At 60.1% G+C, this 12,874-nt stretch carries 12 protein-coding genes and 1 pseudogene; 7 read left to right on the top strand and 6 right to left on the bottom strand.

The window, feature by feature from the left end; translation table 11 throughout:
- Positions 1–13: 13 nt before the first annotated feature.
- Both ACIP66_RS10430 and sodC read right to left on the bottom strand, forming a co-directional pair.
- Positions 14–328, bottom strand: a complete 315-nt coding sequence (locus tag ACIP66_RS10430; protein ID WP_053119287.1) for a DUF2388 domain-containing protein — start codon at positions 326–328, stop codon at positions 14–16.
- Positions 329–471: 143 nt separating this feature from the next.
- Positions 472–993 (bottom strand): superoxide dismutase family protein, encoded by a 522-nt coding sequence (sodC, locus tag ACIP66_RS10425; protein WP_159812454.1) that lies wholly within the window; start codon positions 991–993, stop codon positions 472–474.
- 97 nt (positions 994–1,090) lie between these two features.
- On the opposite strand from sodC, the pseudogene ACIP66_RS10420 reads away from it, so the two are divergent.
- The 3 genes and pseudogenes from ACIP66_RS10420 to mqo form a co-directional block, all read left to right on the top strand.
- Positions 1,091–1,996 (top strand): annotated as a pseudogene (locus tag ACIP66_RS10420) (HAMP domain-containing protein); the annotation flags it as partial.
- Entirely contained in the window at positions 1,991–2,854 is an 864-nt protein-coding gene (locus ACIP66_RS10415; RefSeq protein WP_400647800.1) for a methyl-accepting chemotaxis protein, read from the top strand. The pseudogene ACIP66_RS10420 and the gene ACIP66_RS10415, both read left to right, overlap by 6 nt.
- Before the next feature lie 509 nt (positions 2,855–3,363).
- On the top strand, positions 3,364–5,010 hold the full coding sequence (gene mqo / locus ACIP66_RS10410; RefSeq protein ID WP_400647702.1) for a malate dehydrogenase (quinone): 1,647 nt from the start codon (positions 3,364–3,366) through the stop codon (positions 5,008–5,010).
- 205 nt (positions 5,011–5,215) lie between these two features.
- On the opposite strand, the gene ACIP66_RS10405 is transcribed toward mqo, so the two are convergent.
- On the bottom strand, positions 5,216–5,644 hold the full coding sequence (locus ACIP66_RS10405) for a nuclear transport factor 2 family protein (protein WP_159812453.1): 429 nt from the start codon (positions 5,642–5,644) through the stop codon (positions 5,216–5,218).
- A gap of 691 nt (positions 5,645–6,335) precedes the next feature.
- Between ACIP66_RS10405 and ACIP66_RS10400 the strand changes: the two genes are divergently transcribed.
- A complete protein-coding gene (locus ACIP66_RS10400; RefSeq protein WP_400647700.1) occupies positions 6,336–7,547 on the top strand; it encodes a helix-turn-helix domain-containing protein in 1,212 nt (403 codons plus the stop codon).
- Positions 7,548–7,577: 30 nt separating this feature from the next.
- Entirely contained in the window at positions 7,578–8,210 is a 633-nt protein-coding gene (locus ACIP66_RS10395; protein WP_400647697.1) for a DUF5074 domain-containing protein, read from the top strand.
- 117 nt (positions 8,211–8,327) lie between these two features.
- Here the strand turns inward: ACIP66_RS10395 and ACIP66_RS10390 are convergent, their stop codons facing one another.
- Together ACIP66_RS10390 and ACIP66_RS10385 are read right to left on the bottom strand one after the other, a co-directional pair.
- Positions 8,328–9,191 (bottom strand): CAP domain-containing protein, encoded by an 864-nt coding sequence (locus tag ACIP66_RS10390; protein ID WP_400647695.1) that lies wholly within the window; start codon positions 9,189–9,191, stop codon positions 8,328–8,330.
- 215 nt (positions 9,192–9,406) lie between these two features.
- Entirely contained in the window at positions 9,407–10,177 is a 771-nt protein-coding gene (locus tag ACIP66_RS10385; protein ID WP_400647692.1) for an alpha/beta hydrolase, read from the bottom strand.
- 112 nt (positions 10,178–10,289) lie between these two features.
- Here ACIP66_RS10385 and ACIP66_RS10380 point away from each other — a divergent pair, with 112 nt between their 5' ends.
- Positions 10,290–11,234 carry an aldo/keto reductase gene (locus tag ACIP66_RS10380; RefSeq protein ID WP_400647686.1) on the top strand — a complete coding sequence of 315 codons (945 nt, stop codon included), beginning with the start codon at positions 10,290–10,292 and terminating at the stop codon, positions 11,232–11,234.
- A gap of 170 nt (positions 11,235–11,404) precedes the next feature.
- On the opposite strand, the gene ACIP66_RS10375 is transcribed toward ACIP66_RS10380, so the two are convergent.
- Positions 11,405–12,298, bottom strand: a complete 894-nt coding sequence (locus tag ACIP66_RS10375; protein ID WP_053119307.1) for a LysR family transcriptional regulator — start codon at positions 12,296–12,298, stop codon at positions 11,405–11,407.
- 98 nt (positions 12,299–12,396) lie between these two features.
- Between ACIP66_RS10375 and ACIP66_RS10370 the strand changes: the two genes are divergently transcribed.
- Positions 12,397–12,840 (top strand): cupin domain-containing protein, encoded by a 444-nt coding sequence (locus tag ACIP66_RS10370; protein WP_400647684.1) that lies wholly within the window; start codon positions 12,397–12,399, stop codon positions 12,838–12,840.
- The last annotated feature ends 34 nt before the right edge of the window (positions 12,841–12,874 follow it).

The raw sequence follows: 12,874 nt of genomic DNA, 5'->3' as shown, positions 1-12,874 counted from the left end.
TGCTCCGTGCCGGTTACTGATTCAAGCCTTCGTAATGCACCAGAATCGCGTTGGCGAGGTCTTCATCGCTGGCATTGATGCCGGGATTTTCCTGACGAACCTGTTGCAACACCGACTCAAGATAAACCCCGCGAATGGCTCCGCCGCTGGCGACAAAGGCAGACAAGTCGTCACGCGCCGGGATCACCATTTTGTGATCCTTGAAGGTCGAGTACAGCGAGGCGGAAACGCCGGCCGAAGTGGCCACATCCCCAGCGTCGACCTTGGCCATAGCGGAGCCGACGGGCAGGCATAAGAGTAAAGAAGAAACGAGCAATAACTTGCGCATGACGGGGTTCCTCCACAAGCGCTAAGCAAAAAGGGAAGGACTGCATAATGTGAGAGGTGCGCGGAGGTCGGGAGTTCCGTGAGGCGTTAATTCTGCAGACGCGGGCACGCCATGGCGGGTGCCCGGTCTTGACGCGAGTTCTATCAAATCACGCCACAGGCCATGCGATCACCGCCACCACCGAGGGGTTTTGGCATGTCGGAATGGTTGTCGCCACCGGCATGAATCATCAGCGCGTGGCCTTTGATCTCGGAGATTTTCTTCAGGCGCGGCGCCAGCACCGGGTAGTTGGCGATACCGTCAGCGGTCACGTACACCGCCGGCAGGTCACCGAGATGGCCGTCTGCGTATGGGCCGAGGTGCTTGCCGGTTTTCTGCGGATCGAAGTGCCCGCCAGCTGCCAGTGCCGCGCCTTTGACGCCGTCCTTCATGCCCGGCTCGCAACTGCCGTTTTCGTGCACGTGAAAACCGTGCACGCCGGCCGGCAGGGATTTCAGATCAGGAGTAAACAACAGGCCATACGGCGTCTCACTGACGGTAATCGAGCCGATCGCCTGCGGTGCACCGTCGGCGCTGACCAGATTGATCGCGACTTTTTCCGTCGCTGCCTGAGCAGTGCCGATTGCGAAGGTGCCGAGCAGGCCTAACCACAGTGCGCGTTTCATAAGCGTTTCCTTGTGCTGCATGAGTTTTCAGAACGACGGACTCAATAGCCTGCCGGCATTAACCGGCGATGAAGACCTTGTCCGCGTGCGTTGAAAAGTGAGACTTGCCGCTCAAACTGAAAGTTTTATCGCCGTTACCCTGCGCGCAGACATCTGCCGACACGCTCTGGCGCGGCAGACCGGCGCAAATAGGCTTAACTCTAGGACTGACAGGCCTTTACCGGCGTTCCCCAAGGAGAAACCCACGGTGTCGATCAAACTGCGTTTAGTGTTGCTGATTGTTACCAGTCTGCTGACGGCATTGCTCGTGAGTCTGGTCAGTTACGTCGGTAACCTGCACATGGCCTCGGCGGTGAGCGACAACGCGGTGAGCATGAGCGCGCTGCGCAACCACATGGAAGCGGACATGATGCACGACGCCCTGCGTGCCGACGTCTATTCGGCAATGTTGGTGGGGCTGGGCAAAAGCACCAGCACGGCGGCCGAGGCACGCAGTTCGATCGAGGAACATGCGGGGCATTTTCGTGAAGTGCTGGAAGAAAACCTGAAGCTGCCGATCAACCCGACGTTGCGCACGGCAATGGAGCAGATCAAACCGAGCCTTGAAACTTACATCAATGCCGGGGAACGCATTGTCGGCCTGGCGCTGGATAACCCGGACGCTGCGCAGCAGGAACTGGGCACGTTCAATTCGGCCTTCAGCCAGCTGGAAACGCAGATGGCCGCGTTGAGTGAATTGATTGAAGCCAATACCCGTGAGACCGGCGCTGGCACCGAAGCCGCGATCCGCAACGCCAACATTGCCCTCGGCGTGGTCTTACTGGCGGGGCTGTTGCTGCTTTTGGTCGAGGGGCGCTGGGTGATCCGCAGCATTCTCGGGCCGTTGAAAACCGCCAGCCGCATCGCCGAAAGCATCGCCCACGGCAACCTCAGCGAGCCGATCTCCGAACCAACCGGTAAGGACGAAGCGAGTGCCTTGATTCGCACGCTGGCGACCATGCAGCGCGATTTGCGCAACATGATCGACGTGGTGCGCAGCAACGCCCACGGCGTCAGCGGCATGAGCGAGCAACTCAGCCACGGCTGCCATCAAGTCGCCGACAGCAGCCAGCAACAAAGCGTCGCCGCCAGCACCATGGCCGCTGCTGCCAGCCAGATGACCGCGAGTATCGAGGAAATCACTCGCCACGCCGAACGCGCCCTGAGCATGGCCAATCAGGCAGAAAACCTGGCGAAGGAGGGCGGCGGGGTGATTCATCAAGTGGTCAGCGATATGGACGACATTGCTCGTTCGGCGCAACAGTCGGCGCAAGTGATCCGCACGCTGGATCAGGAATCCGAAGGCATTTTCAACATTATCCAAGTGATCAAAAGCATCGCCGACCAGACCAATTTACTGGCGCTTAACGCTGCGATCGAAGCAGCGCGGGCGGGCGAACAAGGCCGGGGGTTTGCCGTGGTGGCGGATGAAGTGCGCAGTCTGGCGGCACGCACCAGTGCCTCGACCCAGGAAATTGCTGCGATGGTCGCGCGCATTCAGCACAGCACCCGCGAGGCGGTGAGCAGCATGGAAGCGGGCGTGGCGCAGGTCGACAAGGGCATGGCGGTGACGGCGGAGGTTGAACGAGCGATCCGCGAGATTCTGGAGGCGACATTGAGTACCACGCAGTTGGTCAACGACATTACCCGCACGATTGGCGAACAGAGCTTGGCCAGTAACGAGATTGCGCATCAGGTGGAGATGATTGCGGGGATGTCCGAGGGCAATAGCCGGGTGATCGGGCAGACGGCGACGACTACGGATGAGCTGTCGAGTCTGGCGGGGCAGTTGGCGCAGTCTGTGGATCGGTTTCGGTTGTAACAGAGTTTTGCAGTGATTGAGCGGCCGCCTTCGCGAGCAAGCTTTGCTCCTACGGGGATCGTTGATACCCGCTTTTCGTAGGAGCAGAGCTTGCTCGCGAAGAGGCCCGTCCAGTCACCCCAATACTTAAATGCCCGCCCCAAGATTCATGTTCAACCCCCTCCAGCTGATAAGCCCCTGAACGTAAAAGGACTATCAAGTCGGGAACAGACGCGCGGGTTTGTCCTGACGTGATATTCTTCGCGCCAACTTGGTTTGACCTAATTCAGTCTGCTTGCCCTCGGGTGGGCTGACGGAATCCCTGTCGCTCAAGTAGCTGATGCCAATAATGATAAGAAACCAGTTCAGAAGGGACATTAACTGAGGTCGATGCGGTACGTCGGCCTTGTGTGCCCACCCGTCAAAATTGCAGTGTGCCGGAATCTGCGACGCCAGCCTGAGCGTCACCAAAGCGGATCGCATGCTGATAACAGCGACGGGCGGAAGGCGTTTTATCATAGGTGCTACGGATGTTTAAGAAAGTGAACACAGCTCTGCTGGGGCTGGCTTTGGCGATGGGGATGTCGTCCGCCAATGCTGAAGAAGCAAAGAAAGTCGACGTGCTGTTGATCGGCGGCGGCATCATGAGCACCACCCTGGGTGTGTGGATCAATGAGCTGGAGCCAAGCTGGTCGATGGAAATGGTCGAGCGCCTCGATGGCGTCGCCCTCGAAAGCTCCAACGGCTGGAACAACGCCGGTACCGGTCACTCGGCTCTGGCTGAGCTGAACTACACCCCGGAAGATGACAAAGGCAACGTGACGATCCCGAAAGCTGTCGAGATCAACGAAGCGTTCCAGGTGTCCCGTCAGTTCTGGGCCTGGCAGGTTCAGCAAGGCGTTCTGAAGAACCCTCGCTCGTTCATCAACACCACGCCGCACATGAGCTTCGTGTGGGGTGATGACAACATCAAGTTCCTGAAAAAGCGCTACGAAGCCCTGCAAGCGAGCCCGCTGTTCGCTGGTATGCAGTACTCCGAAGACCCGGCTGTGATCAAGAAGTGGGTTCCGCTGATGATGGAAGGGCGCGACCCGAACCAGAAAATCGCGGCCACCTGGAGCCCGCTGGGTACCGACATGAACTTCGGCGAAATCACCCGCCAGTTCGCTGCCCACCTGCAAACCAAGCCTAACTTCGATCTGAAACTGTCGAGCGAAGTGCAGGACATCACCAAGAATGCCGATGGCACTTGGCGCGTCAGCTACAAAAACCTGAAAGACGGCAGCAAAACCGAAACCGACGCCAAGTTCGTGTTCATCGGCGCGGGCGGCGGTGCACTGCACCTGCTGCAGAAGTCGGGCATTCCTGAAGCCAAGGAATACGCTGGCTTCCCGGTAGGCGGCTCGTTCCTGGTGACCGATAACCCGACCATCGCTGAACAGCACCTGGCCAAGGCCTACGGTAAAGCTTCGGTTGGCGCGCCACCGATGTCGGTTCCACACCTGGACACCCGTGTTCTGGACGGCAAGCGCGTCATCCTGTTTGGCCCATTCGCGACCTTCAGCACCAAGTTCCTCAAAGAAGGCTCGTACCTGGACCTGCTGACCAGCACCACCACCCACAACATCTGGCCGATGACCAAGGTCGGCATCAAGGAATACCCGCTGGTCGAGTACCTCGCTGGCCAACTGATGCTGTCGGATGAAGACCGTCTGAACGCGCTGAAGGAATACTTCCCGAACGCCAAAGCCGAAGACTGGCGCTTATGGCAAGCCGGCCAACGCGTGCAAATCATCAAGCGTGATGAAGCCGCTGGCGGCGTGCTGAAACTGGGTACCGAAATTGTTGCTGCACAAGACGGCTCCATCGCCGGCCTGCTGGGCGCATCGCCAGGCGCGTCGACCGCTGCACCGATCATGCTGAGCGTGTTGCAGAAAGTCTTCAAAGACAAAGTGGCTAGTCCAGAGTGGCAAACCAAGCTGCACCAGATCGTGCCAAGCTACGGCACTCAGTTGAATAGCGATCCAGCCAAAGTGGCTGAAGAATGGGCTTATACCGCCAAGATCCTCGAACTGCCGACACCTCCAGTGATCGGTCAGGCTGCTGTTCCGGCTGCGCCTGCGGCTGAAAAAGCTGAAGCGCCGAAGGAAAACGCTGCACGTGACATGGCTCTGTAATTAGACCCCTGACACACAAAGCCCACTGCACCGGCGACGGTCAGTGGGCTTTTTTTATCCCTCGATATCCCTCTGTATTCCCTGTAGGAGCTGCCGAAGGCTGCGATCTTTTGATCTTGTTTTAGGATCAAAAGATCGCAGCCTTCGGCAGCTCCTACAGAATTGTTTCGGTGTTCAGGTGTTCAGGTGTTCAGGTGTTCAGATGTCAGGGTTTCGCGGAGGCCAGATAAGCGCCAAGCCGCCGCCCCATTTCCTCGCCCAACGCCTGCAACCCGCTCAACGGCCTCACCATCACTTCAAACTCGACAATCTTCCCCTGCTCATCAAAGCGAATCATGTCGATGCCTTTCAGTTCCTTCGTCCCGACCTTGGCGCTGAATTCCAGAATTACATTCAAACCATCCGCCGTCGCCAGCTCACGGTGATATTCAAAGTCTTGAAACACCTCGAACACCGTATTGAGGATCATCGACACCACCGGCGCGCCGGGGTAGGGCGTGTGCGCCATCGGTGAGCGGAATACGGCTTTGGCGTCAAGCAACTCGGGCAGGGCGCTTAAGTTGCCGGTGCGGATCATCTCGTGCCAGCGGTTCAGTGATTCGGCAACGTTGGGCTGCAGGTTCAATTCGGACATGGATTTACCCCAGAGTTTTTATTGTTTTTGCACGACCGCAGTCACTCTAGCCTGTAGGAGCTGTCGAGTGAAACGAGGCTGCGATCTTTTGATCTTGATGTTCGAGGATCCAGATCAAAAGATCGCAGCCTTCGGCAGCTCCTACAGATCAGATGTCATCTGATACGCTTTTTTCGATTCTATCTGCCCCTGTAACCGGTTCAGTCACCGGCTCAAAATACCCCGGCAGTGCGGTCACTCACGGCAGTCCTTCATTCCGAAGCGTCCAGTGCACCGCAAACCCTGCATTGAGGAGAGCTCTATGTTCAAGATGGCGATTTTCCTGGGTGGATTTCTGACACTGACCATTCTGATCGGCGTGCTCGCGACAATTTCTCCGGTTTGAAACGCGTTGTGAACAGTTTTCACGACCCGATCCAGCAACAAACCCCAAGGGGTTGTTCGAACTTTTAAAGAAAACCGAACAGCTCAAGTGACCGGTATTAGACTCCCCTGAAGCTCCAATTTTATTTAGGGCTGAGCCCCGATCCATTGTGGCGAGGGAGCTTGCTCCCGCTGGACTGCGCAGCAGGCCCTGTTTTGAACTGAAGAGCGGGGGGCCGCTCGCACTCCAGCGGGAGCAAGCTCCCTCGCCACAGGTTCGGCGTCGTCCTTAACCTTTCGGGGGAACGTCCGCCATGCGTCATTCACCATGGACTCACTGATCACCGCCGCCAGCCGTGCGCTTGCGGCGGGGGATCCGTTGGCGGCACTGAATTTCGTCGCCCTGCGCGAAGACCCGCCGGCGCTGGCGTTGCGCGGTATCGCCATGGCGCAGTTGGGTGATCTGCCGCGTGCCAAGGCGTTGTTGCAGCGGGCGGTGAAGGCGTTCGGTCGCAATGAGCCGCTGTCGCGGGCGCGGTGTCTTGTTGCCGAGGCCGAAGTGGCGCTGGCGGCGCGCGATCTGGGCTGGCCGATGGAGGCGCTGGAGGCGGCGCGTCGGTTGCTGGAGGATCACGGCGACCGGCTCAACGCGGCGCACGCGCGTTACTTGCAGATTCGTCGATTGTTGTTGATCGGTGAGCTGGATGACGCTGATCATTTGCTAGCTGAACAGGATCCTGCACCACTTCCGCCAGCCTTGCGTGCCGCCCATGAACTGGTGGCGGCGGGCATCGCCTTGCGCAGGGTTCAGGCGCACAGGGCGCAGGCGGCACTGGTTCGCGCGCAACACGCGGCGCGGGAGGCTGGCATTGAGGCGTTGAGCGTTGAAGTCGAGCACTCCGTGCAAATCCTTGAGGCGCCGGTTGCCAGATTGATCATCAGCGGAAAGGAGCAGCCGCTGAAACTCGCAGAAGTAGAAACCCTGTTCGCTTCAAAAGCGCTGGTCATCGATGCCTGCCGCTACAGCGTGCGCGGCGCCGGCATGACGGTGGGGCTGGCCAGCCGACCGATTTTATTCAGCCTCGCCAGACTGCTGGCCGAAGCCTGGCCGGGCGATGTTTCGCGAGAGGCGCTGATTGCCAAGGCTTTCCGTTTGCAACTCAGCGATGAATCGCACCGAGCACGGCTACGCGTTGAAATCGGCCGCTTGCGCTCAGCGCTGCAACCGCTGGCGAACATCCGCGCCACGCCTCGCGGGTTTACGTTGGTGGCCGAAGAGGTGGCGCTGCTGACCTTGCCGGTCGAGGACAAACATGCGGCGCTCCTGGCCTTGCTCGCGGATGGCGAAGCGTGGTCGAGCTCAGCACTGGCATTCGCATTGGGCAGCAGTCAACGCCAAGTGCAACGAGCGCTCGAGACACTGGCCTCGGAAAACAAAATCCAGTCCTTCGGTCTGGGCCGATCACGGCGCTGGATGACGCCACCGGTGCCGGGTTTCGCGACGATCTTGTTACTCCCGGTGTCGCTGGGCAATGGCTAGGCTGGTCTCAACCAACACGAGGAAGCCCCCATGAAACACGCAAACGCAGAAATCCTTCGCGAGTACGGCCCGTTCGAAGGGATCGACGGCATTCACGGCGTGACCTTCGACGGTCAGCAAGTCTGGTTTGCCAGCGATGGTCAACTCAATGCGCTGGATCCGGCCAGCGGCGAAACCGTGCGCACGCTCAAGGTCGGCGCTGATGGCGGCACCGCGTTCGATGGCAAACATCTGTTCCAGATTGCCGACCGCCATATCCATATGATCGACCCGGCCACCGGGCGCATCCTCAACACCATCGCCGCGCCCGGTGCCGGCAACGATTCCGGCATGGCCTGGGCCGAGGGTTCGTTATGGGTTGGTCAGTATCGCGACCGTAAAATCCATCAGATCAACCCGGAAACCGGCGAGATTTTGCGCACGCTGGAGTCGAACCGCTTTGTCACCGGCGTGACGTGGGTTGATGGCGCGCTGTGGCATGGCACGTGGGAAGGCGAGGAGAGCGAGTTGCGGCGGATTGATCCGGATAACGGCGTGGTACTGGAAAGCCTGACGATGCCCGACGGGATTGGCGTGTCGGGGCTGGAGGCGGATGGCAAGGATCGCTTCTATTGTGGTGGCGGGAATAGCGGGCGGGTGCGGGCGGTGCGTCGGCCCAAGTGATGAGGTGACACTGCTGGCCTCTTCGCGAGCAGGCTCGCTCCCACTTCGGCCTGTGTACGCCGATCTACTGTGGGAGCGAGCCTGCTCGCGAAAGGGCCATTTGCTTTAAATCAAAAATCAAGGCGCACCAAACAGCATCGTCCAGTAAACCCCTTCATCACTACGCGCCTCGCTGGCAAAACCCGCCCCCACTTGGGTAAACATCGGGTTCATCAAATTGGCGCAATGCCCCGGACTGGCCAGCCACCCGGCCATCGCCTTGCCCGGCGAACTCTGCCCGGCGGCAATGTTTTCACCAATTTGCCGGCCACGATAACCCGCCGCTCTGGCGCGATCCGCCGGCAAATCACCGTCCGGATCACGATGCGCAAAATAATTGCCATAAGCCATGGCCTTACTGTGCCCTTGTGCGGCCGCGCCCAGCGCAGCGTTCCAACTCAGCGGTCGGGCGGCAGCGAAGCGTTGGCGCCCGCACATCCGTGGCCGGGCGCGGGCGGCATTGACCTCGGCCAGCAGCGCTTTGCCGACGCTGCGGTTATCGCCGACACGGTTGTCGAGCACCGGCCGCGCCAGCACCACTTGCCATTCACTGCGCGAACGGCTGATGCCGATGTCGGCGTACTGACTGTCGAGCAATGCGCCGCAGTAGTGGTCTTGTAGCTGGTCGAAGGCTTCGTCGGCATCCTCTGCACCGACGATGCGGATGCTGCGCACGGTCACCGCCGCATATCCGGACGATTTCAGCGCCTCGCGCATGCCGCCGCCGTAGCCATAGCCGATGGGCAGCGCGAGATTATCTTTCAACGCCAGCGGAGCCAGGCGCTGCGCGGGGCGTCGGTCGCAGCGTTGCGGGTGGGCGCGGTAGTCGTTGATGGCCGCGACCAGTTGGCGTTCGGCGCCGGCGTGGGCGGATTGAGCAAACAAAGGCGAAAGCAGCAGGCACAGCGAAACCAGACGAAGTGGGTGGGCGGTGTGGCGCATGGAGTGGATGGCTCAGGAGAGGAAAAAGCGGCGCGTGTAGGACTGGGCTTTTTGGACTTGGTTCAGGGTGGCAGGTGTGGTTTTTTTCTGGGGTATTGATGTGATTTGGCCGGCCCCTTCGCGAGCAAGCTCTGCTCCTACGGCATTGTGTGGAGCTCAAGCCCTTGTAGGAGCAAAGCTTGCTCGCGAAGAGGCCAGACCCGCCAACACAAAACTCAGCGATTCAACACATCGCCCATCCACCGCAAATACTCCCCCCGCTCGGAAATCGAGTTATGCCCCGAATCCGGCACCACCTTAAGCACCGCCACCCCCTCGGGAAAATTCCTCAATAGCCGCTCGGTACTGTCCCGCGCAATCACTTCGTCATCACTCGCCGCCAGCAACAACGTCGGCACGCGAATATGCGCCGCGTATTTGCCTGATTCATAACGATCCTTGAGCAACCACTTCACCGGCACCCACGGATATTGCTTCACGGCGACTTCTTCGAGGCTGTTGTACGGCGTCACCAGAATCAAATTCTGCACCGGCCGTTGACTGGCCAGACGCACCGCAACGCCCGAACCCAGACTGCGCCCGATCACCGCCACCTGCGGATGGCTGGCGTACACCTGATCAAACAGCGCCAGCGCATCCTCGGCAATTGCCTCCTCGGAAGGCTTGCCGCCGCTGCCGCCAAACCCTCGATAATGCAGAAAGTACAGCGCGTAATCCGGGAACGCCGCGGCGAACTCCGGCAGATTGTGCGAGACATCCTCGGCATTGCCGCCGAAATAGATCAGCGCCCGTTGCCCGACACGCTCGCGAGTGGTTACCCAGACGTCGGCATCCGCCATCGATAATTTCAGTCGTGACTCCGCCGACTCCACCGTGCCGGCCTGCGGAAAATAGATCAGCGAGCGCTGAAAAACGAACAGCGCCGCGCACAGCACCAGGTACACAGCGACGATCAATGCGACGAGTAACATCAGGGTTCGGGACATTCGGCTACTTTTAACGGGGTAAGGAAGTCGGCAGTCGCAGTGTAGTCCAGCGATGTTGCCGGACAGCCTGCGCACACAACATGCAACAGATTCACGCAGCAGGGGAACCAGCATGAGCCACACTGAGGGTTACTCCCGTCGCCGATTGCTCACGCTGGCTGCCGGGGTTTCGGCAGTCTTCACTTTTGATCGGGCGTTGGCCAGTGCCGCGCCACCCGCGACTATCCGAGGCCAAGCCATGCAGACCCGCGCCATCCCCTCCAGCTCCGAGTCATTGCCCCTGGTCGGTCTGGGCACGTATCGCGGATTCGACGTCGCGCCGGGCGACCCGGCTTATCGGCAACTGCCGGCGGTGCTCGATGAGCTGTTCACCAAGGGTGGCACGGTGATCGACAGCTCACCTATGTATGGCCGCGCCGAGCAGACCACCGGCGAACTGCTGTCGATCCATGAACCCCGCTCGCCGGCGTTTCTGGCGACCAAGGTGTGGGTACGCGGGCGCGAGGAAGGCATCGCGCAGATGGAGCAGTCGTTCAGCCTGCTGCGCACCGAGCGCATTGACCTGATGCAGATCCACAACCTGCTCGACTGGCAAACCCACCTGCCGACCCTGCGCGAATGGAAAGAACAGGGGCGCATCCGCTACATCGGCATCACCCATTACACGTCCTCGGCTTACGATGAAGTCGAAGCGGTGTTGAAGAATGAGCAACTGGATTTTCTACAAATCAACTACGCCCTCGATGATCGAGGTGTGGAGAAACGCATCCTGCCGCTGTGCCGTGAGCGCGGGGTGGCGGTGATCTGCAATCGGCCGTTTGGTGGCGGTGCTTTGCTGGGCCGGCTCAAGGGCAAACCTTTGCCGGCGTGGGTGTCGGACGTCCAGGTCAACAGCTGGCCGCAACTGGCGCTGAAGTTTCTGCTGGCGCATCCGGCGGTGACCTGTGTGATTCCGGGGACGAGCAATCCGCGTTATATGGCCGACAACGTCAGGGCCGGATTCGGGCCGATGCTCACCGATGCGCAGCGGCATCAGTTGATTGCTTTACTGGGCTAGTCTGCGGGGATATCCAGCTTGTGCCACGCGCGTGGGCCAACTCTTGCAACAAATTCTGTAGGAGCCGAGCTTGCTCGCGAAAGCGGTGTATCAGTCAGCGAAAATATCGACTGATATGGCCTCTTCGCGAGCAAGCTCGGCTCCTACAGAAAGCAGGTGGGCGGTAGGGGTCAGGGGCGATAGCGCAACGCCTCCAGCAACAACGCAAATGCCGGTGCCGCCTGACGCCGGCTCGGGTAGTAGAGGTGATACCCGGCGAATGTCGGGCACCAATCCTCAAGCACTTGCTGCAAGCGACCATCGGCGAGATACGGGGCGACGATGTTTTCCGGGATGTAGCTCAGACCAAAACCATCCAGCGCCGCATCAAGCAACGGGTAGACGCCATTCAACGTAATTTGCCCGGATACTCGCACCTTAAGGCTTTCGCCATCCCTCTCGAACTCCCAGCTATACAGCCCGCCGTTGGTGGGCAGGCGCAAGTTGTTGCAGCTGTGGTCGGTCAGGTCGCGCGGGGTTTGCGGGGCGGGGCAGCGGGCGAAATACGCGGGCGAGCCGACCACCGCCATGCGCATGTCCGGGCCGATGCGCGTGGCGATCATGCCTTGCGCAACGTCTTCGCCCAACCGAATGCCGGCGTCGAAGCCCTGGCCGGCGATGTCGACGAAACCATAATCACAGCTGACTTCGACGGCGATGTCGGGGTACTTGGGCAGGAACTCCTTGAGTACCGGGCGCAGCAGCCAGTCCAGCGAATGGTCAGTGGCGTTGATGCGGATTTTGCCCGCCGGGGTTTCGCGCAAGTTGCTCAGGGCCGCCAGTTCCACTTCGATCTCTTCGAAGCGCGGGCCGATGGTTTGCAGCAGGTGCTCGCCGGCCTCGGTGGGCGAGACGCTGCGTGTGGTGCGCGTCAACAGGCGCAGGCCAAGGCGCGCCTCGAGGGCGCGAATGGTGTGGCTCAGCGCCGATTGCGAGACGCCGAGCTTGGCGGCAGCTTTGGTGAAGCTGCGTTCGCGGGCCACGGCGAGGAAGGCGAGCAGGTCGGTGGCGTTTTCCCGAAGCATTGATGAGTGTCTCGCATAAGTTTTTTCGAATTCTAGTCGATTATCTGAAGAGTGCGGGTCGGTAAAGTGATGGCATTGATTCTCTGGAGGAACTTGCCATGAACCCGATTGCTGCTTCTGCTCTGACCCTGTCCCTGTTGGCAGGTGAAGTGCAGGCCAATGAAAATCCTCGCGTGAGCGTTACGCCCAACGGCTCGCAACCTTCGGCCCGTGGCCCGGCGGATTGGTTCACCGGCACTGTGCGGGTTGATGCACCGTTCAAGGGGTCTGATGAAGCGCGGGTCAGTGGCGCGACGGTGACATTCGAGCCGGGCGCGCGCACGGCGTGGCACACCCATCCACTGGGGCAGACATTGATCGTCACCGCTGGGGTGGGTTTCGTGCAGGAATGGGGACAACCGGTACGCGAGATTCGCCCGGGGGATACTGTATGGATTGCGCCGGGTGCCAAACATTGGCACGGGGCGGCGCCAACCACGGCGATGACGCATATCGCGATTGCGGAAGTGCTTGATGGCAAGGTGGTGGAGTGGATGGAATAGGTGAGCGCTGAGCAATACCCGCAGATCGACTAAT

Origin of the sequence: Pseudomonas sp. NPDC088429, from assembly GCF_044753305.1 — a bacterium.
In the GTDB taxonomy this organism is placed as follows: domain Bacteria; phylum Pseudomonadota; class Gammaproteobacteria; order Pseudomonadales; family Pseudomonadaceae; genus Aquipseudomonas; species Aquipseudomonas rustica.
The sequence above is the reverse complement of the archived record's forward strand: the minus strand, read 5'-3'. Positions and strand labels throughout refer to the sequence as shown.